Source organism: Sphingobium sp. WR1 (assembly GCF_059693745.1).
This window is the reverse complement of the sequence record NZ_JCATID010000024.1, coordinates 1-21,720: the sequence shown is the minus strand read 5'-3', so window position 1 is coordinate 21,720 and position 21,720 is coordinate 1. Positions and strand designations below refer to the sequence as shown.

The 21,720-nt window shown below is 61.8% G+C and carries 20 protein-coding genes and 3 pseudogenes; 6 read left to right on the top strand and 17 right to left on the bottom strand.

The features are described from left to right. Positions 1–23: 23 nt before the first annotated feature. The 11 genes from AC58EF_RS22350 to AC58EF_RS22300 form a co-directional block, all read right to left on the bottom strand. A complete protein-coding gene (locus AC58EF_RS22350) occupies positions 24–692 on the bottom strand; it encodes a complex I 24 kDa subunit family protein (RefSeq protein WP_497278722.1) in 669 nt (222 codons plus the stop codon). Next, positions 692–1,927: an NADH-quinone oxidoreductase subunit D gene (locus AC58EF_RS22345; protein ID WP_497278721.1), complete on the bottom strand. Its 1,236-nt coding sequence runs from the start codon at positions 1,925–1,927 to the stop codon at positions 692–694. The genes AC58EF_RS22350 and AC58EF_RS22345 overlap by 1 nt, the downstream gene beginning before the upstream one ends. Next, the gene (locus AC58EF_RS22340; RefSeq protein ID WP_497278719.1) at positions 1,927–2,712 is read right to left on the bottom strand and encodes an NADH-quinone oxidoreductase subunit C; all 786 of its coding nucleotides are present in this window, start codon (positions 2,710–2,712) and stop codon (positions 1,927–1,929) included. The genes AC58EF_RS22345 and AC58EF_RS22340 overlap by 1 nt, the downstream gene beginning before the upstream one ends. 1 nt (position 2,713) lies before the next feature. Next, on the bottom strand, positions 2,714–3,268 hold the full coding sequence (locus tag AC58EF_RS22335) for a NuoB/complex I 20 kDa subunit family protein (protein ID WP_497278718.1): 555 nt from the start codon (positions 3,266–3,268) through the stop codon (positions 2,714–2,716). Then, a complete protein-coding gene (locus AC58EF_RS22330; protein ID WP_031297954.1) occupies positions 3,259–3,633 on the bottom strand; it encodes an NADH-quinone oxidoreductase subunit A in 375 nt (124 codons plus the stop codon). The genes AC58EF_RS22335 and AC58EF_RS22330 overlap by 10 nt, the downstream gene beginning before the upstream one ends. Before the next feature lie 132 nt (positions 3,634–3,765). After that, positions 3,766–4,581, bottom strand: coding sequence for an inositol monophosphatase family protein (locus AC58EF_RS22325; protein ID WP_497278717.1), 816 nt, complete (start codon positions 4,579–4,581; stop codon positions 3,766–3,768). Between the two features lie 39 nt (positions 4,582–4,620). Beyond that, a complete protein-coding gene (locus AC58EF_RS22320; RefSeq protein ID WP_497278716.1) occupies positions 4,621–5,004 on the bottom strand; it encodes a hypothetical protein in 384 nt (127 codons plus the stop codon). Then, positions 5,004–5,567: an elongation factor P gene (gene efp, locus AC58EF_RS22315; RefSeq protein ID WP_497278714.1), complete on the bottom strand. Its 564-nt coding sequence runs from the start codon at positions 5,565–5,567 to the stop codon at positions 5,004–5,006. The genes AC58EF_RS22320 and efp overlap by 1 nt, the downstream gene beginning before the upstream one ends. A gap of 103 nt (positions 5,568–5,670) precedes the next feature. After that, positions 5,671–6,225, bottom strand: a complete 555-nt coding sequence (locus tag AC58EF_RS22310) for a M23 family metallopeptidase (protein WP_497278713.1) — start codon at positions 6,223–6,225, stop codon at positions 5,671–5,673. Next, positions 6,222–7,325: a L,D-transpeptidase family protein gene (locus tag AC58EF_RS22305; protein WP_497278712.1), complete on the bottom strand. Its 1,104-nt coding sequence runs from the start codon at positions 7,323–7,325 to the stop codon at positions 6,222–6,224. Before AC58EF_RS22305 ends, AC58EF_RS22310 begins: the two co-directional genes overlap by 4 nt. 46 nt (positions 7,326–7,371) lie before the next feature. Continuing rightward, the gene (locus AC58EF_RS22300; RefSeq protein WP_497278710.1) at positions 7,372–7,812 is read right to left on the bottom strand and encodes a MarR family winged helix-turn-helix transcriptional regulator; all 441 of its coding nucleotides are present in this window, start codon (positions 7,810–7,812) and stop codon (positions 7,372–7,374) included. Positions 7,813–7,869: 57 nt separating this feature from the next. Between AC58EF_RS22300 and AC58EF_RS22295 the strand changes: the two genes are divergently transcribed. Further along, positions 7,870–8,541, top strand: coding sequence for a glutathione S-transferase family protein (locus AC58EF_RS22295; protein ID WP_497278708.1), 672 nt, complete (start codon positions 7,870–7,872; stop codon positions 8,539–8,541). Here the strand turns inward: AC58EF_RS22295 and thiE are convergent. Together thiE and AC58EF_RS22285 are read right to left on the bottom strand one after the other, a co-directional pair. Then, complete coding sequence (gene thiE, locus AC58EF_RS22290; protein WP_497278707.1) at positions 8,538–9,227, bottom strand: thiamine phosphate synthase; 690 nt, start codon at positions 9,225–9,227, stop codon at positions 8,538–8,540. The two genes, AC58EF_RS22295 and thiE, sit on opposite strands and share 4 nt — an antisense overlap. A gap of 155 nt (positions 9,228–9,382) precedes the next feature. Next, positions 9,383–10,288, bottom strand: a complete 906-nt coding sequence (locus AC58EF_RS22285; RefSeq protein WP_497278793.1) for a fructose bisphosphate aldolase — start codon at positions 10,286–10,288, stop codon at positions 9,383–9,385. Between the two features lie 510 nt (positions 10,289–10,798). Between AC58EF_RS22285 and AC58EF_RS22280 the strand changes: the two genes are divergently transcribed. From AC58EF_RS22280 to AC58EF_RS22260, 5 genes and pseudogenes are all read left to right on the top strand, one after another. Continuing rightward, positions 10,799–11,116, top strand: a complete 318-nt coding sequence (locus tag AC58EF_RS22280; protein ID WP_497278705.1) for a hypothetical protein — start codon at positions 10,799–10,801, stop codon at positions 11,114–11,116. 232 nt (positions 11,117–11,348) lie between these two features. Next, positions 11,349–12,551 (top strand): MFS transporter, encoded by a 1,203-nt coding sequence (locus AC58EF_RS22275; RefSeq protein ID WP_497278704.1) that lies wholly within the window; start codon positions 11,349–11,351, stop codon positions 12,549–12,551. Positions 12,552–12,648: 97 nt separating this feature from the next. After that, the gene (locus tag AC58EF_RS22270) at positions 12,649–13,347 is read left to right on the top strand and encodes a hypothetical protein (protein ID WP_497278703.1); all 699 of its coding nucleotides are present in this window, start codon (positions 12,649–12,651) and stop codon (positions 13,345–13,347) included. A 112-nt stretch (positions 13,348–13,459) separates the two neighbouring features. Beyond that, a pseudogene (locus tag AC58EF_RS22265) lies at positions 13,460–13,591 on the top strand (hypothetical protein); the annotation flags it as partial. Between the two features lie 29 nt (positions 13,592–13,620). Further along, positions 13,621–13,860, top strand: a pseudogene (locus tag AC58EF_RS22260) (ATP-binding protein); the annotation flags it as partial. A gap of 208 nt (positions 13,861–14,068) precedes the next feature. Here the strand turns inward: AC58EF_RS22260 and AC58EF_RS22255 are convergent. The 4 genes and pseudogenes from AC58EF_RS22255 to AC58EF_RS22240 all read right to left on the bottom strand — a co-directional run. Further along, positions 14,069–14,227: pseudogene (locus AC58EF_RS22255) on the bottom strand (transposase); the annotation flags it as partial. A 63-nt stretch (positions 14,228–14,290) separates the two neighbouring features. Next, positions 14,291–14,458: a hypothetical protein gene (locus AC58EF_RS22250; protein ID WP_497278799.1), complete on the bottom strand. Its 168-nt coding sequence runs from the start codon at positions 14,456–14,458 to the stop codon at positions 14,291–14,293. A 293-nt stretch (positions 14,459–14,751) separates the two neighbouring features. Beyond that, complete coding sequence (locus AC58EF_RS22245) at positions 14,752–16,179, bottom strand: class I SAM-dependent methyltransferase (protein WP_497278701.1); 1,428 nt, start codon at positions 16,177–16,179, stop codon at positions 14,752–14,754. A 113-nt stretch (positions 16,180–16,292) separates the two neighbouring features. After that, positions 16,293–21,122 carry a glycosyltransferase gene (locus AC58EF_RS22240; RefSeq protein WP_497278700.1) on the bottom strand — a complete coding sequence of 1,610 codons (4,830 nt, stop codon included), beginning with the start codon at positions 21,120–21,122 and terminating at the stop codon, positions 16,293–16,295. Positions 21,123–21,720: the final 598 nt, after the last annotated feature.

Sequence of the window (21,720 nt, the reverse complement as noted above, 5' to 3'; positions counted from 1 at the left end):
AGATTGATGGAAAGTCGAGCGCGTCATGCCCATTCTCCCCGATAGTCGTGATTTTCCGTGACCATCTCCTTCAGAGTGGTCGGGCCGCCTTCCGGCGCGCTGGTCTGACGGTCGATCTGCGGGCCGATCTTCGGCTGACCACCGGCGGCCAGCGTCTCAAGCACGGCGCTCATGCTGTCATAGGTCAGATCTTCGAAATTATCGTCGTTGATCTGGACCATCGGCGCGTTGGCGCAGGCGCCAAGGCATTCGACCTCGGTCAGCGTGAACAGGCCGTCAGGCGTCGTGCCGCCCTTGACCAGACCCTTGTTCTTGCACGCCGCGAACACATCGTCCGACCCGCGCAACATGCACGGCGTCGTGCCGCACACCTGCACATGGTAACGGCCCACCGGCGCGAGATTATACATGGTGTAGAAGGTCGCGACCTCATAGACGCGCATGTAGGGCATATCGAGCTGACGCCCGATATATTCCATGACCGGCACGGGCAGCCAGCCCTGGGTCTGCGTTTCGGCACCGACCTGACGCTGGGCGAGGTCGAGCAGCGGCATCACCGCCGACTGCTGGCGGCCGGCGGGGTAGCGCGCGATGACCTTCTTCGCCTGTTCGGCATTTTCGGCGGTCCACTCGAACGCGCCCCAGCGCGCACGGGTTTCGGCCTCATCGGGGATATGAACTGCGTCAGCCATTATCGGTCACATTCTCCGAACACGATGTCCATCGCGCCCAATACAGCGGTGGTGTCGGCGAGCATGTGGCCCTTCATCATGAAGTCCATAGCTTGCAGGTGCGAGAAGGCGGTCGGGCGGATCTTGCAGCGATAGGGCTTGTTGCTGCCGTCGCTAACCAGATAGACGCCGAATTCGCCCTTGGGGCTTTCGGTCGCCACATAGACTTCGCCTGCCGGGACATGGAAGCCCTCGGTATAAAGCTTGAAGTGGTGGATCAGCGCTTCCATCGAACGCTTCATTTCGCCGCGCTTGGGCGGGGAAACTTTGCGGTCGAAGCTGGCGATCGGCCCTTCGGGCATCTCATTCAGGCACTGCTTCATGATGCGCGCGGACTGGCGCACTTCCTCGACGCGGACCATGAACCGGTCGTAGCAGTCATATTGCGTGCCGACCGGAACGTCGAACTCCATACGGTCATAGACGTCATAGGGCTGCGCCTTGCGGATGTCCCAGGCGATGCCGGAGCCGCGCAGCATCGGGCCGGAGAAGCCCCATTTCAGCGCGTCTTCCTTGCTCACCACCGAGATATCGACGTTGCGCTGCTTGAAGATGCGATTGTCGACCACCAGGCTCATCGCGTCCTCGAACAGGCGCGGCAGACGGGTGTCGAGCCATTCGGCGATGTCGGTCAGCAGCTTGAGCGGCACGTCCTGATGCACGCCGCCCGGCCGGAAATAGGCCGAGTGCATACGGGCACCCGACGCGCGCTCGAAGAAGTTGAGGCAATCCTCGCGGATTTCGAACAGCCACAGGTTCGGCGTCATCGCGCCGACGTCCATCACGTGCGAACCCAGGTTCAACATGTGATTGCAGATGCGGGTCAGTTCCGCGAAGAAAACGCGCAGATATTGCGCGCGCAGCGGCACTTCCAGGTTCAGCAGCTTTTCGACCGCGAGGACATAGCTATGCTCCATGCCGAGCGGCGAACAATAGTCCAGCCGGTCGAAATAGGGCAGCGCCTGCATATAGGTCTTATATTCGATCAGCTTCTCGGTGCCGCGATGCAACAGGCCGACATGCGGGTCGCAGCGCTCGACGATTTCGCCGTCCAGTTCCATGACCAGACGCAGAACCCCGTGCGCAGCGGGGTGCTGCGGACCGAAGTTGATCGTGTAATTCTGGATTTCCGTGTCACCATATGTCGGGTCCGCCGCATCGGTCACATGGTCCAGCTTTTCGAGATAGTCGGACATCAGGCCTTACCTTCGGGCTTGGCAGCCCCCTTGCCTTCATCGGTGTGCGCGGCGGGCTTGACCGGCGCGTCCGCCGACTTTTCCTTCGCCTTGCTGTCGGTCGGCTCGCCCGCGCCGCTCTCGCCCTTCTTCTCCGTCACCTTGGGCGTGGCAACGGCAGGCGCCGCCGGGGCCTCAGCCGCCTTTTCGTCGCCGGGCAGCACATATTGCGCGCCTTCCCACGGGCTCATGAAGTCGAAGCTGCGGAAGTCCTGGGCCAGCTTCACCGGCTCATAGACGACGCGCTTATCCTCTTCGGAATAGCGCAGCTCGACATAGCCGGTCAGCGGGAAGTCCTTGCGCTGCGGATGGCCCTTGAACCCATAGTCGGTCAGGATACGGCGCAGGTCGGTATTGCCGTCGAAGACGACGCCATACATGTCGAACACCTCGCGTTCCAGCCAGCCGGCGACCGGCCAGATATGCGTGACGGTGGGAACGGGCGTATCCTCGTCGGTCGACACCTTCACGCGGACGCGATGGTTCCGCGTGACGCTCAGCAGATGATAGCAGACCTCGAACCGCTCCGGGCGATCCGGATAGTCGACGCCGGCGATTTCCATCAGCTGCTGATACTGCCCCATGTCGCGCAGAGCGACCATGGCGTTGGCCAGATCCTCGCGCACGACGGTAAAGCTCAGTTCGTCGGCATGGTCGACGGTTTCGACCAGCATGGACCCCAGCAGCGCGCCGATTTCCTCGGCGATCCCTTCGGGGTTCACGACCTTGGGTGCAGAATGGCCCATATTAACGCTCAATCGTCCCGATCCGGCGGATCTTCCGCTGCAACTGCATGACGCCGTAAAGCAAAGCCTCGGCGGTCGGCGGGCAGCCCGGCACATAGATGTCGACCGGCACGATACGGTCGCAGCCACGGACGACCGAATAGCTATAGTGATAATAGCCGCCGCCATTCGCGCAGCTGCCCATCGAAATCACATATTTCGGGTTGGACATCTGGTCGTAGACCTTGCGGAGCGCCGGGGCCATCTTGTTGCACAGCGTGCCGGCGACGATCATCACGTCCGACTGGCGCGGGGACGCGCGCGGCGCGGCGCCGAAGCGCTCCATGTCATAACGGGGCATGTTGACGTGGATCATTTCCACGGCGCAGCAGGCGAGGCCAAAGGTCATCCACCACAGCGAGCCGGTGCGCGCCCACTGGAACAGTTCCTCGGTCGAGGTGACGAGGAAACCCTTGTCGCTGACTTCACCGTTCAGCGCGTTGAAGAAATCCTGGTCGGGCTGGGTTCCGACGGGCGGCAGGGTGCCGGGCGCCGGATTATAGAGTTCTACTCCCAATCGAGTGCTCCCTTCTTCCACGCATAGACGAGGCCGAGCACCAGCTCCGCTATGAAGATCATCATCGTCGCCCAGCCGGCCCAGCCGATCTGGTCGAGGCTCACAGCCCAGGGGAACAGGAACGCCGCTTCCAGATCGAAAATGATGAACAGGATGGCGACGAGGTAGAAACGCACGTCGAACTGGCTGCGCGGCTCTTCAAACGCGGGGAAGCCGCATTCATATTCGGAGAGCTTGGCAGGATCGGGCTGGTGCGCGCCGGTAAGGCGGCCGACCAGCATCGGCAGAAAGACGAAGGTGCCGGAAAGCAGCAAGGCGATCCCGAGAAAAATCAGGATCGGCAGATATTGGGCGAGATCGACCAATGGAATCCCCTGGGCGAAAATTGTATCTTGGGGCGCGCTTTAGGCCTGCTGCATATGCGAAGCAAGGGGCCAGGGCGATGAGAATGAATCGCAAAAAGGCCAAGCCCTTGAAGAGCTTGGCCTCATTGAACTTTAGCGCAATGCGCCAGCAACAAGCTTGTGCAATTTGCTGTGAATTGCGTCGTTTCCGGCAATGACTTCCTTGCGTTCGATCGCCTGGTCGCCGCCGCGGAAATCGCTAGCGAAACCGCCCGCTTCACGAACCAGCAGCAAGCCAGCAGCGACGTCCCAGGGCTGGAGGCCGCTCTCCCAGAAGCCGTCATAGCGGCCCGACGCGACATGGGCGAGGTCGAGCGAGGCGGCGCCGAAACGGCGGATGCCGGCGACCGAGGGGGCCACCGCGCCGAAGATGCGGGTCCATTCCGCCATATTGCCATGCCCCATGAACGGGATGCCGGTCGCGATGACGCAATCGGCAAGGTCGCGGCGCGCGGAGACTCGCAGCCGCTGGTCATGGCGCCAGGCGCCCCGGCTCTTCTCCGCCCAATAGCTTTCGTCGGTGACGGGCTGGTAGATGAGGCCGGTCGTCACTTCGCGCTTCGTTCCACCGAACAGTGGCTCCTCGACCGCAATAGAGATGGCGAAGTGCGGAATGCCGTGCAGGAAATTGGTGGTGCCGTCGAGCGGATCGATGATCCAGCGCGGCTTGGTGGGATCGCCGGCGATCTCGCCGCCTTCCTCCAGCAGAAAGCCCCAGTCGGGACGCGCCTTCTGCAATTCCTCCACAAGCGTCCTTTCCGCCTGCTGATCGGCCTTGGACACGAAGTCCGCCGGCCCCTTGCGGCTGACCTGGAGATGCTCGACCTCGCCGAAGTCGCGGCGCAGCTTCGAGCCGGCCTTGCGCGCGGCGCGTTCCATGACGGTGAGAAGGCCGGAGTGCGATACCATAGATTTTCTCCGCCGCTCCTCATGGAGCGGTCTGCTTGATTATTTCTTCGGGGCTGGCTTTGCCGCGGGCTTGGCGGCGGGACGATAGCCGCACACGCCGGCGATCACGGCCAGCATCTGCGACGGGTCCTTGCGATCGACCTTGCCGGCATTGGCGGCGATCACCTTGTCCGTCGCCTCGCTGACCTTGGCCACCGAATTGGCGTAGAGGCATTCGAACAGCGCATTCTTGACGGGCTGTTCGACCTGTTCCGACTGGAGCGCGCTCGTGATGATGCCCAGAACGACCGCAGCATTGTCGATCTGCGCCTTGGTCGGCGCGCCTTTCGGGGCCGCCTGCGCATGGAGCGCAGCCGGCTGGGCGCCGATCGCGAGGCCAGTCGCGAAAAGAGCGGCCAGTGTCGCGCTGCGCCCGATCCGCATCAGTCGGCCCGCTTCACATATTCGCGCTCATACACGTCGACGACGATGCGCGTGCCGGTGACGATGTGCGGCGGCACCATGACGCGCACGCCATTGTCGAGGATCGCGGGCTTGTAGCTGGCCGAGGCGGTCTGCCCCTTCACCACGGCGTCGGCCTCCACGACCGTCGCTTCGATGGTTTCGGGGAGCTGCACGCTGATAGGGCGCTCTTCATACATTTCGAGAACGACCATCATGCCGTCCTGCAGGAAGGCGGCAGCGTCACCGATCAGGTCCTGCGGCAGGTTGATCTGCTCATAGGTTTCGGTGTCCATGAACACCAGCATGTCGCCTTCGGCGTAGAGATACTGGAAATCCTTGGTGTCGAGGCGGATGCGCTCGACGGTTTCGGCTGACCGGAAACGGACATTGTTCTTGCGGCCGTCGATCAGGTTCTTCAGTTCCACCTGCATATAGGCGCCGCCCTTGCCGGGCTGAGTGTGCTGGATCTTCACGGCGCGCCACAGGCTGCCGTCATATTCGATGTTGTTGCCGGGACGAATCTCGACGCCGCTGATCTTCATGGGAAGAGCCTGCCTATATGTCTGAATGTGGAAAAGAGCCGGCCTCTTGGAGGCTGGGCGCGCCTTTACAGCGGGACGGCGCGAAGGGCAAGGGGGGAGCAGATCAGCGCTTCGCCAGCAACGGATAGGGATTGATCGCCCGTCCGCCATACCATGGCTCGCCGGGCCGCGCGACATGCACCGCGAAATGGAGGTGGGGCGCCGAGGGATCGGCATTGCCGGTGCTGCCGACGGACGCGATGCGCTGGCCCCGGCGCACTCTCTGCCCCTCGCGCAGACCCGGCACATAGCCATCGAGATGCGCGTAGTAATAGAGGAAACGGCCATCGGTCGAACGCTGGTAGAGAGTGCGTCCGCCCTCCGCGCTCCAGAGCAGCTTTTCCACCCGGCCGTCAGCGGCGGCCAGCACCGCCCTGCCCCGCGCCGCCATGATGTCGATCGCGTCATGCGGGCGCGCTCCACCCGCGCGGGCTTGCGTGAAGCTATCGGTCAGGGCCGACGCCGGCACTCCCTCTACCGGGATCAGCAATGCGCCATTGTCGACCGGCACGGGCGTTGGTGACGGCGCATCGGGGGGCACGATCCGCACGCAAAAATGGACGAAGGCGATGCAGAGCAGCAGAGCTATCGCGATACCGCCCCACCACCGCATCCTCATGCCTGGAACGTCGCCCGGATCCCGCTCTTCACCATCTGCGCCAGGCGCGCGGCGTCCCAATTGGTCAGCCGGATGCAGCCATGGCTTTCGGTGCGCCCGATCGTCTGCGGCTCGGGCGTGCCGTGGATGCCGTAATGATCCTTCGACAGGTCGATCCACACGACACCGACCGGGCCATTGGGGCCGGGTTTCAGCACCGCCTTTTCATCCTTGGAGGAGGCGTCCCAGAAGAGATTGGGATTATAGTGGAAATCGGGATTGCGACTGACGCCCCTGATCGTCCAATCGCCGATCGGCAGCGGATCATGCTGAGACCCTGTCGTCACCGGAAACTGGGCGATCAGGCGGTTCTCGCCATCATAAACCTTGAGCAGCCCTTCGGACTTGTCGACCACGATATGATCGGCCTGCGGCTGATCCTTGGCAACGCCCAGACCGGCGAGCGTCTCGCCCCAGCCGCGCGCGTCGCCTTCGATCGTCGCGACCGGCTGATTGTCGATCGCGGGCACGCGAACGGTCATGCCGGCGCCGATCTTCGTGTTCGGCGGATTGAGCGCCATCAGTGCTTCGGGCGTAGTGTGGAAGCGTTCGGCCAGCTTTTCGAGCAGGTTGCGATAGGTCAGTGCGGGCAGGCTGGCCTGCTCGTTCAGTCCTTTGGGTATATTGAAGAAGGGGCCGCGCGCAAAACCCTCGGGAATCTTCAACAGCCAGGTGGTTGGCCGAGCCTCCCCCTCCAGCAGCATTGCGCCGGTCTTCTCGTCATATTCGCCCGTCACCGGCAGCTTGTGCGCTTCCTGGAAGCCGCGTAGCGCCGCCTTGTAACTCATCCCGTCCTTGCCGTCGATCACACCGGGCGAAAAGCCCCAGCGGTCGAGCGCCACCTGCGCCTGCAATATGCGGCTGGCCTGCCAGCCATTCTGCTCCTGCACGATCTCGAACCTATAGTCGGCATTGCGGTCCGGCCGTGCGGCGGTACTGTTATGCGACGGGGTGGCGCGATCGGCCGGCTGGCTCTCATTGGCGTCGGTTACGGTCCCATTGCAGGCGCTGCACAAAAGCAGGGCGAGAAGCAGATGATTTCGCAAGGCAATCCTCTCCATATTGATGGGAGGACAACGCGCGGGCGAGGAGAAAGCTTCCAGAGGATCAGCGCAATTCCGCCAACCCGGAACGGAGCGCACCCGCATCGGCCAGCCCTGCGCCGATCTCGCCATGCACGGCGATCCAGATCGGCATCGCGCCCGCCAGCCGTTCCCGCCCTTCTCCGGTGAGGACAAGCCGACGCACCCGCCGATCTTCCGTATCGGCCGCGGTTTGCACCAGCCCTTCCCGCTCCAGCGGCTTGAGATTGGCGGTCAGCGTGGTGCGATCCATCGCCAGCAACTGCGCGACCGACCCGACCGAAGGCGGCTGCGGCCGATTAAGCGCATTTAGCAGCGAAAACTGGCCGCTGGTCAGCCCCAACGGCCGAAATGCTTCGTCAAAGCGGCGCGACAGGGCGCGCGCGGCGCGCTGCGCCGCCAGGCACAGGCAATGATCGCGGACAAAGAGCGTCTGGTCGTTCGATACGGTCGCATGTTTTGACATGCTCTATTTATGTTGATATCAACCTATCAAGTCAAGAGTCGTGAGAAGAGCCTGACCATGCCCATCGATCCCCAATCCGATATCGAGATTACCGGCTTTGCCTGGGTGCCCGATTTTGCACGCGGCTTCGTGCGTGACCTGCGGCCGCGCTGGGCCTGCGAGGAAGCGGGCCTGACTTATCGCGAACGGCTGATCGATTTCGACACGGCCAAGGGCGCGGCGTACCGCCGCGAACAGCCCTTCGGCCAGGTGCCGGCCTATCGCGATACGGAAGTCCAGATGTTCGAAAGTGGCGCGATGGTGCTGCGCATCGCCGAGCGATCGGAGGCGCTGATGCCGCGCGACCCGGCGGGCCGTTGCCGCGTGCTGACCTGGGTGACGGCGGCGCTCAACAGCGTCGAGCCGTTCGTGTTTGATCTGGTCGATATCGACACGTTCAACAAGGACGCCGAATGGGGGCGCCTGCGCCGCCCACAGGTGATCGAGACGCTGCGCGGTCGTCTGAGCAACCTGTCCGGCTGGCTGGACGAGAAACCCTATCTGGAAGGCGAGTTCTCCGCCGCCGACATCATCATGGCGACAGTGCTGCGCGAAGTGTCGGATGATGAACTCATGGCGGAGTTTCCCAACCTGCTCGCCTATCGCACCCGTTGTATCGAGCGGCCCGCCTTCCAGCGGGCGCTGGACGCGCAACTGGCGTCCTTCGCGCCAGACCCCATCCCGGCCTAAACGCCCAGAAGTGTCGCGAAGGCGGCGACGCCCGCCTTCGGTCCCTCCGGGTGGTTCCACACGGCGCCGCTCACCGCCAGGAAATCGGCGCCCGCCGCCACCAGCGGCGCGGCGTTGTCGGCGGTGATGCCGCCGATCGCGACGCAAGGCAATTCGAACAGGGTCGTCCACCAGCCCAGGATCGACGGATCGGGCCGGTGCGTCGTCTCCTTCGTCGTCGTCGGGTAGAAGGCGCCGAAAGCGACATAGTCGGCCCCCGCCTCCCCCGCCTCCATCGCCAGATGACGGCTGTCATGGCAGGTGACGCCGATCTGCACCTTCGGTCCCAGCCGCTTGCGCGCCGCCTTGGGATCGCCATCGCCCTGCCCCAGATGCACACCGTCCGCGCCCAGCCGATGGGCGAGTTCCACGCTGTCGTTGATGATGAAGGCGACCTCGCGATCGGCGCACAGCGTCTGGAGCGGCGCGGCGGCGCGGGCGATAGCATCCTCATTCAGACCCTTTAGCCGCAATTGAAAGGCTGCGACCTTGCCCCCGTCGAAGGCGGCGGCAAGCTGGTCGACGAACCCGTCGTCGATCGTCGGCGGGGAAATCAGGTAAAGCTGGCAGGCCGGGCGAAAGCCCTGCTCGAACTGGTCGGCGAAATGCGGGTCGAGCGCCAGCTCTTCTTCGGTGAAATCGGTCATGCGCGCCTTATAACCGCTCCGTCGCCCACGCCAAGGCCGGCCATGGCAGGATGCGCGCGCTGGCGGCGGCGGGCAGGCCCGACGGTCGACATCCCAGCGTAAAAGCCAGGCCAGCGTAAAAGCCAGGCGGATCGCTCCGCCCGGCCTTTTGCAGATCAGGCCGCGACCGGCTGCTTGGCGACCGAGGCGCCGTGGATCTCGTCGATAGCCTGGCCGAGCGACGCATTGAATTCCGCGTCGCTCATCTGGTGGCGCAGGTCGTTCAGCAACGCACGGCTGAAGCTGGCAATGATGCCGCGGTTCTTCGCCAGTTCGGCGCAGGCTTCGGTGCGGCTGAATCCACCCGAAAGGGCGACGACGCGCAGCACCTTGGGATGATCGACCAGCGGATCGAACAGGCCGGCCCTGGCGGGCAGCGAGAGTTTCAGCATCACCTGCTCGCCGTCGGGCAGCGCGTCCAGATTCTTGAGGATTTCCTCCAGCAGGATCGCGTCGGCTTCGGCGCGCTCGGGCGACTTAATGTTCACTTCCGGCTCGATGATCGGCATCAGGCCGGCGGCCAGAACCTGCCTGCCCACCTCGAATTGCTGCGCGACGACGGCAGCGATGCCCTCACGGTTGGCGAGGTTGATGAGCGAACGCTCCTTGGTGCCGAATACGCCCAGCCCCTTGGCGCGGGCGAGCAGCGCGTCGAGGCCCGGATTGGGCTTCATCAGTTGGACGCCATTGACTTCGTCCTCAAGTCCCTTGTCGATCTTGATGAAGGGCACGATGCCGCGTTCGATCAGGGCCGTCGGGGTCGGCTTGCCGTCGACGGCGCCGTCCATGGTGCGCTCAAACAGGATCGCGCCCAACACCTTGTCGCCGGTGAAGACGGGCGCGGTGATGATGCGGCTGCGCATTGCGTGGATCAGGCCGAACATTTCCTCTTCGGTGGACCAGGCGCTTTCCTCGACGCCATAGCCCTTGAGCGCCTTGGGCGTCGATCCGCCGCTCTGGTCGAGCGCGGCAATGAAGCCGTTCCCCTCGGCGATCTTCTGCTTCATGGTCTGATCCAGCATCTGCACATACCTTCCCTTGGGCGCGCCGCCCCTCCGGCAGCGCGAATAAGACTGATGGCGGGCGCTCCATCGCCCGCCCGCCGGGTGCGGCGTCGGCGTCATGATCGCCGATCTTCGGGCTGTTAGCCAGTCCCATGCCGCACTGCAAGAAGTGCAGCCCCCTCCCCCCGACAGAATCAGGCCATTATCGCTGGCCTGTCGGCGAGTTGCTGCTATCCCGCGACGGGGGGAATGAAGGGGATGGTTTCACGACGATCTTGAAGCCATATTTTTGGCATTGCAGCAATCATGTTGCTTGCGCCCGCGTCCGCCCGGGCAGCGGAAAAGCCGATCGTCGGCAATGCCGCGCCCGCTTTCGGACTGACGCTGATCGATGGCGGAATTGCCGGCGCTCGACGCCGACCGCCTCGGCGCAAAACCGCCTCGGCGCAAAGTTGCATCAACTGGGAAGGGGGCGGTTACTTACGTCCCCTTTTCTTGTTATTGACTTGTCCAAGCTGGAGATTGGTCATGATCAGCAAGGCTTTCACCGTTGCGATGGCACTGAGCCTGAGCGTGCTGGCGATGGTTGCGGCTCCCGACGCGACCGCACAGGACGTCTATGATACCGAAATGCTCTCGAAGCACGCCGATCTCGAACGCCAGCGCAACCTGCGCCGCACGACGGTCGGGCGGAACCAGCCCTGGGGCTGGAACGGCAGCCGCCAGGCTGCGTCGCGCAGCAATTCGCAGGCGATCTGCGCGAACAACCGCGCGATGATCCAGAAAGGCGCGAGCGGCGCCAAGGTGCGCAAGCTCAGCGCGCTGTGCGCCCAAGCCGGTTATTGACACGACCTTCATTATGCGGCGCGGCAGCTGCATGGGCTGAAGGTCTTCGCCATCACGACGCAGGATTGGATGCTGATCGGGCGGTTCAAGAGGCCCCGCGCCGCCATGCAGTTTGCTGGTGTCCCTGCTCAGGGAAAAACCGCCCCGACAGACCGCGAAAATTGACCCATCGCACAAAAAGATCGACCGAAGGCGGTTGAAAGGTTCGACTCCGCAACCCATAAGGCACGGCATGACCGCTGCCGCCCTTGCCCCCGATCGCACCGACCTGTCCCATGGCGCCATCCTGCTGATGGCCGTGGCCTGTGGGGTGATGGTCGCCAATCTCTACTATGCCCAGACGCTGATCGACGTGATCGGGCCGGAGATAGGCATGTCCGCCGGCGTCGCGGGGCTCATCACCACGCTGACGCAACTTGGCTATGGCGTCGGTCTCTTCCTCGTCGTCCCGATCGCCGACCTGTTCGAAAACCGTCGGATCGTGCTGACCTCGATCGTCGCGACCATCATCGGCTGCATCGCCATCGCCCTATCCAACGGCCCGACCAGCTTCCTCGTCGCGTCGATCCTGACCGGCATCGGCGCGACCGGCGCGCAGGTGCTGGTGCCCCTCGCCTCGCACCTCGCCGCCCCGGAAAAACAGGGCCGCGTCGTCGGCACCGTGATGAGCGGTCTGTTGTTCGGCATCATGCTATCCCGCCCGGTCGCCAATTTTCTTGCAGGATCAGTCGGATGGCGGGCGACCTTCATTCTCTCCGCCATCGTCATGGCGATCGTCGCCGTCGCGCTGCTCATAGCCTGCCCGCAACGCCGGCCCAAGGGCGGGATGGATTATGGCGAGGTGCTGGCCTCCACCTTTGCGCAACTGGTGAAGCATCGTGTGGTGCGGATGCGCGCTTTCTATCAGGCGTTGATGTTCGCGGCCTTCAACCTTTTCTGGACCGCCGCGCCGCTGGCGCTGATCCATGAATTTCATCTGGGCCATGCCGGCATCGGCGCCTTCGCGCTGGCGGGCGCGGGCGGCGCCCTCGTCGCGCCGATCGCCGGCTGGCTCGCCGACCGCCGCATGACGCGCCCCGCCTCGCTGATCGGACTAACCGGCCTCACGCTGGGTTTCTTGCTCGCCGACTGGACGGTGGCGGCGGGCAGCCTGATCGGCTTCACCATCATGGCGGTGCTGATCGACGGCGCGGTGCAGATGAGCCAGATCACCGGGCAGAAGCTGATCTTCTCGCTCGATCCCCATGCGCGCGGCCGCATCAACGCCGCCTATGTGACGGTGATGTTCATCGTCGGCGCCGTGGGGTCGGTGATCGGATCGGCCACCTACGAAGCCGGCGGCTGGACTGCGAGCGCGCTGGCCGGCGCGGCGATCGGCGGCGTCGCCACCCTCGTCTTCCTGTTGTTCGACCGGGGCGCCAGCGCGCCGCGCTGACGCCCCTTCCCTTGCGCGGCGCAGCCTTATTGTTTGCCGTGAATTCCGAACCGCCCGATGTTTCCATCTGGCTCGAAATCACTTTATGGTCGCGCCGATGCGAGAGGACATATCCACGCCCGACCGACTCGACCGGCTGGAGCAAAGGCTGAACGCCATCGAGGCGAAGGGCGACGCCAATCTGCCGATCGGGCGGATAATGAAGTTCGTGCCCTTGCTGTTCCTGTCCCATCTGTTCGTGGGCCTGCCGACGCTGCTCATTTCGCTGGTCGTCGCCTACGGCACATTCGTGCAGGCGGACGCGACCAAGAAAATGCAGCAGGCCGAAGCCTGGCCCTTCATTTCCTATGGCACCAGCAATGTGGGCGACGATGGCGGCAAGGAAATCACGCTGCTGTTACAGAATAACGGCGTGGGACCGGCGCGGCTCGGGCCGATCGAGATACGCTATCAGGGCAAGCCCGTGAGCGACCCGGCGGACCTGCTCCAGCGCTGCTGCGGCCTGAAACCCGGCCAGAAATTTCAGATGTCGACCTCACCCGCCGCCAGCATCGTCATCCCGGCTGGTGAAAACACCCGTTTCCTGGGCATCCGCCAGACCCCGGACAACGCCGCCGTATGGGACCGCTTCAATGTTGAACGGTGGAAGCTCGGCGTTCGCTCCTGCTATTGCTCGGTCTTCGACGAATGCTGGGTGATCGAGGGCGCACAGGCCAGGCCGCGCCCCGTCGATGCCTGTCCCACCAACTGGGCGCCCTATGCGGAGCGCCGGAACGAGAGCGGACCAGCGCGTTAGAGTGATTTCGAGTGAAATGGAACATTTCACGGCTCGGAAATCACGGGAAACAAAAGAAAAAGGGAGTTTATCCTGATTCAATTACAGGATAAACTCTAGCCGAGGGCATAGCGTGAATGGTACGCCAAACAACGATAAGAGCGAACAATCAGCGAACACTTGGGCGGCGCAGCTATTTGGCTGCGGTTGGCGGCGACGGCGTGCAGGACTCGATTATCATGTCGAGATCGAGCGCCATTATTACTCAGTCCCGTACCGCTTCGCGCGCGAGCCGATCGAGGCGAGGAACCGCTCGACGCCCATGCCCGTCACGACCTCCTCGAAATCCTCGAAGAACGTTATGGCCGCCGATCGACGATCGTCACCAGCCAGCTGCCGATCGCGGCGTGGCACGAGGTGATCGGCGATCCGACCTATGCCGACGCCATCCTCGACCGGCTCGTCCACAACGCCCACCGTCTCGACCTCGATGGCGACAGCATGCGCCGCGCCAAATCCCCTCCAGAGGCTTGACGAAAGGCCCGCACGAAACAATAACAGGTATAGCCAGCACGGCCCTATCTCCGGGGGGCGACATCATTTCGGAACAAAGGGGCGCAATCATCTCGGAAAAGAGGGGCAGCTTCATCGGAATCGGCACGGGCGCCGCGTTCAGCATGGGAGCGCCAATGTCGAACGGCAAAAAGGTCGGCCCAACCGGCATCGGCAGCAATCCTCGCTTCTTGAACTGACGGCGCCAATTATAAATCTGGCTTCGCGACACATCGTAGCGCCGCGCAACGCGCGCCAACGTCTCACCGTTCAACCCCACCGCGGCGAGGATCTCCAGCTTCTCCGCGTCCGCCCATCGACGACGCCGTTCCCGGCCCAATATCTCCACCGCCGTCCCTCGCTCTCGATAAGGACGTCCTTATCGACGTCCTTATCGACGTCTCTTACCCGCTCAACTCACCTCCTGGCAGGCGGCCTCAGCCGTTCGGTTACCATCGATCCATTGCCAGTCGATCTTCTGGCCGAGCCGGACCAGCTCGTGCTTCATGTTGATGATCTGGTCGAGCCTGGAGCGGAACAGGTCGTTCGAACCGCTGTGCTGCGTCTGCCTGGGTCGCATCGGCACCTCCACGATACGGCCAGTGAACCACAAAATCAGGCGCTTGGGACTCCCCAAAATGCACGCGCAAATCGCAAGCTTTGCAGGCCCACAAAGCCGCTTCCCTGCAAAATCGATTACTCCACTCGCCTGGAAAACCACGCCTCATCAAGGCGATGTTCTTCACGGCCGACTACTTCACTCGCCTGGAAAACCACGCCTCATCAAAGCGATGCAGGTTCTTCACGGCCGACTGATGACGACGTACCTGCAAACTGCTTGGGCACTCCGCCCAAGCTCAGACCAGAAATCTCCTAATCACTGCGTGGCTTACGCGTGACGGAAAGGCTGGCCAACGCAAAGGCCAGATTTCGGGAGTCTTCGCTTTTCGACAGAACATCGCGCGGGCGAAGACCCCTGTCATGATGAAGCTCAATCGTAAGTGGCGCATTCAACGCGATGTCGAAGGGCAACGATAAATGCGTGGGGCCGGACAAGGATGCTGCCAGGATCGGTGTGCCGTTGATCGCGATCGACAGGGGCTGGGTCTTTACGATATCGGTTACGAATGGCCTGAGTGCGAGATTGAGCCACCATGTCCCGGCCTCATGGCTTGGCCACAGGAGCGTCATTCTCGATTGTTCGCCATCGGTCCATACATGGCGCTGCTCCGGCAAGCCCCAGCCCGTTTGCAATATGACGGGCAAGGAGACGCCCGATGAGAAACGGACGACATCTTCTGTCACATAGGTCGGGACATCCTTGAGCATCACCGCGCAGGAGAAAGCGGAATCCGGTGCGGATGGACCATCGGCGAGAGCGATTTTGAGCGTCATCTCGCCCGACAAGGGGGGGCCAAAGGGAACAGTAACCGGCGTATCAACGGGCATGTCATGACACAACTGGTCACTGACCAGAAGATGGTTTTCCTGCGCCAGCACATTCCCGTTGCGTATCAACATCTTGGTTAGTTCAAGAGTGCCGTTAGGCTGTGCTGGCCAAGGGTCTAGTCCATCGTTGACGATCCGGAAAACAACTGTCTGCGATTGCCCCGACTGGAACTTGTTAGGCACTGCGACCAAGGGGCTGATCTGTATCTTCGTACCTCTGAGTTCCCGCTCATTATGGGAGCGCGCAGCCCTGCCCAGATCGATCAGCTTGCGCGCCACTTCCCGCGTATCGAAATCCGGGGTCGCTTCAGGCAAAGCACACCAGAAATAATCAACGAGATAGAGCCTGTGGCCGGGTCGGCTTGCAGCCCACTCCGCAGCCGCGCGCACGTCGGCAAAGCGCGGGCGGTAATCGTCGCCGCAGGCGATGCCGTTGGGCGACAGTCTGGATGTCCAGAATTTGACGTTCCGATCAAGGATCGGGTTGGTGTGAACTGCATCTTCATAATAGACGTCGACCGGGATATCCCAGTCCCCTACCCCGTCGGGGCTATAAGCCTGGATCGCACGAACGTTAGGGCAGTCCCTGGTATATTCCCTGAATTGCCCGACCCCGTATCGAATGCCATGCGCCTGCTCCAGGCCACGTACACCCTCGTTGCCCTCCCATGGGTCGATGCAATAGACGGTGGCGTCTTGGGGAACACTCTTGGCCCAAGCCCAGCTCGATCGCCCGAATAACGATCCCACCTCGACCACGCAGCCTCCTTTGGGCACCAGAGAGGCGACGACTTCGATGGCCTTAAGCTGAAATTCGCTAACTTGGCCTGGGATTTCAAGATTATAGGGCAATGACATTCCCTCGTTACGACAGCGCCGTGCCTTGGCTCATCATGACTGAACGTTTTTGCTGGCCAAAAGACGCCTGCATATTATCCCTGCTCTCCGACCTACGCGGCGGAGGTTTAGGAGAGCGTCGTTTCTGCAACCAGCTCCTCCTCTCTCTCCTCTGGATCGGCAGGAACGCCAATATCCCATATGCGCAAGCTAAGCTGACGAGGATCGTCGTTGATGCCGAGGTCCCTCGGTGAGACGACATGCCGCGCCTTGATCGTGACGGTCCTGACGGTCACGTCGTCGGCTGCGGGAAATTCGAATATGCAATTTTGAACGTCCAGCGACGGCAGTCGGCATGTGCCGACCAAAACACCGTCGACAGCGACCTCCAGTTCCTGGTCTTCGCCCGGCGGAGCAAGGGTATCCATGCATATGCGCAACCGGGACACGCCCGGTGCCAGCATCACCTTCATTTCCATCCGGTGCGCCATGCCCCAGCGGCCGCCATCCAGTTCTGCGGTCGTATTCCAGCCTTCCCCCCACAAAGCCCACTCAGCGGTTCGCTCCGCCTTGGGGGCATCCTGATCCGGACGCAGCATTTCAAGCTTTAGAAGTCGCAATCCGGTAATGCAGATCGCACGCCAGTCGCCTCCTATGCGATCTTCGCCCGCATCCGGATCGCGACCTGCGAAGTTGAACCGCATCATCCCGTCATCGTCAGCGACGATAGGCCCGGTCAGCCGGTATGGCGCACTGACCGAACCGCGCTGTCCCGTCGGAAAATCCAGGATATGCCGATGGGCGCCGAAGGATACGGTCAAGCCGTCCCCTTCACTTCCGGACAGCAAACGGCAGACGTCCATCTCGAAAAAACCGCAGCCATGGGGATGAATCTTCAACTGCGTTTCGAAGGCGGAAGACCATATTTCCCCGCCACCCTGAAAAATCCAGTCCTGACCGATGCGCCGCGAGCGGGAAATCCCGGCCATCTTGACACCATAGTCCATACTGTTCTGGCCCGCATCAAGTATCAAATACGCGGGATGAGATCGACTTTGATCAAGACAGATAGCCTTTACCGTAACAGGAGGCCTGCGCCCGCCCGCGGCAGGCCTGACCACCAAGTCAAGTTGTAGCGGATCCGCTATCCCCAGAATGGCTTTGTCGATCGTCACGGCATGGATCGTGCCATTTGCAGGTATGTCGATCGTTTCCAGGAACGTACCGTTGGCAAATAGGGCAGCCTGCGCCGGTCTCCCGTTTTCCGCATCGATCCCTAGCGCCAATTGCAGACCCAGCGCTTGTCCGAGCGCAAAACGAGCAAGGCCGAGATTGAGACGGATCATGCCTTGCGCGGCGAGGATCGCATTTCCGGCCATTTCACCTATCTGTGCATAACCGACCGGTGCCAGCCAATTGTCGAGCAATGGCGAGGGACGATAGGGATTGTCGCTGAGCGTGGTGCCCAGATTGACCGAGGCGGGATGGTTAAGTGCCTGATGGATCGGAGGTATAGCGCGCAGCATGTTCGGCGCGTCTACCGAAAGATGGGCTTCCTCCACCCAGAAAGCGACCAGACCGATACCGAGCCTGCGCGTGTCCGCCGACGCAGGAGCGATATCCGTGACGGCGCACAGGCTGTCGGTTTCCAACACGATACGGATCTGCGTTCCGTCTCCCAGCGCATCGCGCGGTATCCGCACCCGGCTGACATAGACTTCCGACCCTGTCCTGTCTGGCCGTTGCGCGCCGAACGACCATTTGCCGACAACCCTGTCGTTGACCTTGACGATATAGCTTCTTTCGTCGCTGGCGCGTTTCATCACCTTCGCCAGGATAGAGAAGACAAGGTCGTCGTTTACAGGCTGCGCCAGACGCAGCGACAGGCTCGGCGAAACGCTGCGCGACCAGCATCCCCACCCTTCCGGCGCCGCCCATCCGCCACCCAGATAGCGGCGACCGTTCGACTTGGAGGTGACCAGCACCACCGAACCCAGCGTATAGGGCTCGGCCTGACGCGCGGGACAGGGCATCTCCAGAAGAGACACCACACCGTCTGTCGTATCTTTCCAAGATAAAGGAACATAGCCGGATGCGATCTGCTGTTCGCGATCGCTGCGCGAACTCTTCGAACTGGCATAATGTTGTATCAAGGCAGCCCAGGCCGTTCGGTCCAGAGGATCGAGCAGATCGGTATAATCCGGCGCGATTTCCTTCATCGACGATGCGTTGGACGCCAGACATATCTTGCCGTGCGCCAGGCTTTCGCCAACGGGCAATCCCCAGCCTTCGTAGAGCGAGGGATAAACGGTGAACAGGCAAAGGTCGTATAGTTCCGCCAGCGACGAGTCATCGATGTCGGTCAGGATGTGGACGCGCTCCTTCAGCCGGCGATCCTCGCTGATCGCCCTGGCCAGTTCGCCGCCGTTCCACGCCACGCCGCCCACAATGACGAGGTGCGGCGTGGCGTCCCCCATATTGTCGTGCAGGATAGCCCATACGTCCGCCAGCAACCCGTAATTCTTGCGGATATGGATACCGCCGACAGCAAGAATGAAAGGCAATCGTGAGAATTTCGCGGTAGCCGCCATTCCCTTGTCGCTCCGCTCACCCCCAAGGTCGCCGATGTCATCGGCCAACTTGATCCGCGCCGCCGGTGGCAGGGCAACCCCAAATTCCTCGCAGAATTTCGCCAGGTCGCTGAGGGTGCTTTGGGAATAGACGATCATGCGAGAACATTGCCCCATAAGGGCACGGCAATTTTCGTTCCACACCTGCGCATAGCCGACGGGGTACCAATGCGGGAACAGATAGGGCGTCATGTCATGCATGAGGACCGACAGCCTCAGGTCATGGCGTCGTGCAAATTCGCCCAGATCCGACACATATTCCGGGTTCTGCATCCAGCTGCTGCCTACCGACACAATATCAGCAAAGCGTTCCGGATCGTCACCCTGAAACGCGGGCAGCGCCTTTTCGCTGCGCAAGGTCACCAGATAAGAAGCGACGAGATTATGCGCGACGATGTCGCGCGGAACATTGATGAAGCTGGCGGAAGCGGAATGATAGCAAACGAATTTGACATCCAGATCCTGCTGCTGAAGCAACTGCGAAGCCAATGCGCATTCGACCCGCACAATGCCCGAAAGCGTCAATGCGTTGTTGACCCATGTCGTAATGTCGAACACCAGCCCGCCTGTTCTGTGCGGTTCGAGCTCGACGGGATCGACCGCCTGCGTCACGGGCAATCGTGCTTTGGCACGGGCGGCGACCTGCCGGTACACGTCCACCGTGCTGTGGGCGTAATTCTGCCAGGAATAGGTCTGGCGCACATGAGCCTTTTGCGCCTCCGTCCTGTCAAGGTCGGGCTCCGCGCTCCATGCATCCATGATCGCGGAGCGGATCGAACCGGCATCGGCAGGATCACAGTAGCGCGCAAAATCGCCAAAATACTCGCTTTCCCCCGATCGATCGCTCAGGACCAGGCGCGCGCCTGCCGCAGCCGCTTCCAGAGCGGCCAGCGGTGCGCCCTCCGCCCAGCTGGGCAACGCGAACACCCGCGCGCCCGCCAGCGCGGAGCGCAGCATTTCCGATCCGGGTTCAAGACGCGGGACATGCAGGACATTGTCGTCACCGAACCGTTCGATAAGTTCCAGATATTCGTCGTCGACATTGTGTCCGGCCAATACCAGCTGTATTCCGGTGCCTGCCAGCGCGGTTGCCAGCATTAACTGGTTCTTGCGATGCTCCAGTCGGGCAAGGCACAGCACATAATCCTGTACCCCGTACGTCTCACGGAAAAGCGAGGGATCGCCCTCGGCAAAATGCTCCCCGTCAACCGGGTTGTGGACCAGAAACGCCTTGTCGGTCGGCGTGCCGGTCAGCCGTTCGAACAATCGCATTTCATGCTGGCTGAGGAAGATGAGGCCATCGGCCAGCTGTCCGATTTCCTTGAGAGCGTCGATATATCCAGGCTCCGGTTCGACCAGCCTGTCGCTGTCGCCTTTTGCCAGTTGGGAAGCCAGGCGCATCATCCTGCCCGCGTCCGCCGCATCGTCCGCGTTGCGAAACACATGCAGCAAATCGACCTGCCACACTGATGCTTCGGACAAATCCAGAATGATGGGGGAAAAGATCAGCGTCCTGCCTGCCGACTTCACCCTTCGCGCGATCTCAACGGCCTGCAGCGGCGCCCAGATATTAAACAGATGGACGATATCGCTCGCCAGCGCCTGCTTATCGAGATTGTGGCTGTAATGAACGTTGACGCCCAGATTCTGTATTTCCTTCTGGGTCCGGGGCACGCGAACGCTCGGTCCGCCCAACGTCGTATCTTCCGCTCCATGAGTCAGCAGAGCAACGCGGCCGAGCCGGAGCAATCCGGCATGAGCGTCCCCTATTGCCGCGCCGTTCCCGGCCAGCGTCGCGAACAGCCTTTGGAACAATGCGTCATGCTGCGCCGCCCAAGTGTCCCAAGTCATATGTCCAATGGCACCGGCCAGGGACAGCTTGCGTTCGACCAGTTCTGTCAGAACGGCGCGCAAAGACTGCACATTTCCTTTTTCGAACGGAATATGAGGGAAATCACGAACCCATCCGACATCCGACGCAATGACAGGCGTCCCGCACGCCAGGCTTTCCAATACCGACATCGGGCCGCCTTCATTGACAGCAGGGACGAGGACATAGTCCATTGATCGGTAGAAATCCGGCAGTTTGTCCTGATCGATATTGCGCGCCGGACCGGGCCAGCCCTCACCGGTGAAATGCCATTCGATACCTGGAACATCCATCACCGCGCGGACCAGTGCTTCTCCCTTGCGGCCGGTATGATAGGTTCGTCCCACGACGCCGACGCGGATCAATGGCTTGAACAGGTCCAGGTCGACGCCCGGTGATATGCAGATACTGTCCGCCACACCCAGGCCCTGCACGATATCGTGCGTCGTCCCAGACATCGAAATGGCGACATCGACGTCACGCGCCGCTCGATCGAATCGCTCCGCCGCTGCGGAGTCGCTTTCCCTGTGCGTGAAAAGCGCCACTTCTATGGGCGATACTCTTCGGTTCCGGCATCCATATGTAATGTAATACTGGACCTGCGCGGTTTCGTCAGGCTCCGTTGAGTAGGTAACGTAATCAAGTTTCTTGAAGATTTCCGCAGCCAGTCTTTCAAGAATCCATCCGGAATCCGATGTCACGATATGAACCTTGAACTGCTGCATCAAAAAATCTCACCGCTACGACATTTCACACCAAGATTGTCCAAATCCTCCTGCCGGCGACCTATTCTGCCCATTTTTATGAGAAGACGGCGCAGAGCCGGGATATTATGACTGCGACAAAATGCAACGCGGCCAGCCCTGGCAAGGCGAAATTTGGAAAATCCAGAGAGCATAAAGGGATAATGGCCAGTGGGATGTCAAGGATGGAATGCTCTACCCCACGATACCACTGATTATCATGCTACTGTCGCTAGCAGAGGGCATAGCGTGAATGGTACGCCAAACAACGATAAGAGCGAACAATCAGCGAACACTTGGGCGGCGCAGCTAT

Bases quoted from the DNA above. Each gene is read 5' to 3' on its own strand.
- AC58EF_RS22350 (WP_497278722.1), bottom strand. From the start codon at position 692: ATGGCTGACGCAGTTCATATCCCCGATGAGGCCGAAACCCGTGCGCGC.
- AC58EF_RS22345 (WP_497278721.1), bottom strand. From the start codon at position 1,927: ATGTCCGACTATCTCGAAAAGCTGGACCATGTGACCGATGCGGCGGAC.
- AC58EF_RS22340 (WP_497278719.1), bottom strand. From the start codon at position 2,712: ATGGGCCATTCTGCACCCAAGGTCGTGAACCCCGAAGGGATCGCCGAG.
- AC58EF_RS22325 (WP_497278717.1), bottom strand. From the start codon at position 4,581: ATGGTATCGCACTCCGGCCTTCTCACCGTCATGGAACGCGCCGCGCGC.
- AC58EF_RS22320 (WP_497278716.1), bottom strand. From the start codon at position 5,004: ATGCGGATCGGGCGCAGCGCGACACTGGCCGCTCTTTTCGCGACTGGC.
- efp (WP_497278714.1), bottom strand. From the start codon at position 5,567: ATGAAGATCAGCGGCGTCGAGATTCGTCCCGGCAACAACATCGAATAT.
- AC58EF_RS22310 (WP_497278713.1), bottom strand. From the start codon at position 6,225: ATGAGGATGCGGTGGTGGGGCGGTATCGCGATAGCTCTGCTGCTCTGC.
- AC58EF_RS22305 (WP_497278712.1), bottom strand. From the start codon at position 7,325: ATGGAGAGGATTGCCTTGCGAAATCATCTGCTTCTCGCCCTGCTTTTG.
- AC58EF_RS22300 (WP_497278710.1), bottom strand. From the start codon at position 7,812: ATGTCAAAACATGCGACCGTATCGAACGACCAGACGCTCTTTGTCCGC.
- AC58EF_RS22295 (WP_497278708.1), top strand. From the start codon at position 7,870: ATGCCCATCGATCCCCAATCCGATATCGAGATTACCGGCTTTGCCTGG.
- thiE (WP_497278707.1), bottom strand. From the start codon at position 9,227: ATGACCGATTTCACCGAAGAAGAGCTGGCGCTCGACCCGCATTTCGCC.
- AC58EF_RS22285 (WP_497278793.1), bottom strand. From the start codon at position 10,288: ATGCTGGATCAGACCATGAAGCAGAAGATCGCCGAGGGGAACGGCTTC.
- AC58EF_RS22280 (WP_497278705.1), top strand. From the start codon at position 10,799: ATGATCAGCAAGGCTTTCACCGTTGCGATGGCACTGAGCCTGAGCGTG.
- AC58EF_RS22275 (WP_497278704.1), top strand. From the start codon at position 11,349: ATGACCGCTGCCGCCCTTGCCCCCGATCGCACCGACCTGTCCCATGGC.
- AC58EF_RS22270 (WP_497278703.1), top strand. From the start codon at position 12,649: ATGCGAGAGGACATATCCACGCCCGACCGACTCGACCGGCTGGAGCAA.
- AC58EF_RS22250 (WP_497278799.1), bottom strand. From the start codon at position 14,458: ATGCGACCCAGGCAGACGCAGCACAGCGGTTCGAACGACCTGTTCCGC.
- AC58EF_RS22240 (WP_497278700.1), bottom strand. From the start codon at position 21,122: ATGTCTGGGACGACGCACGATATCGTGCAGGGCCTGGGTGTGGCGGAC.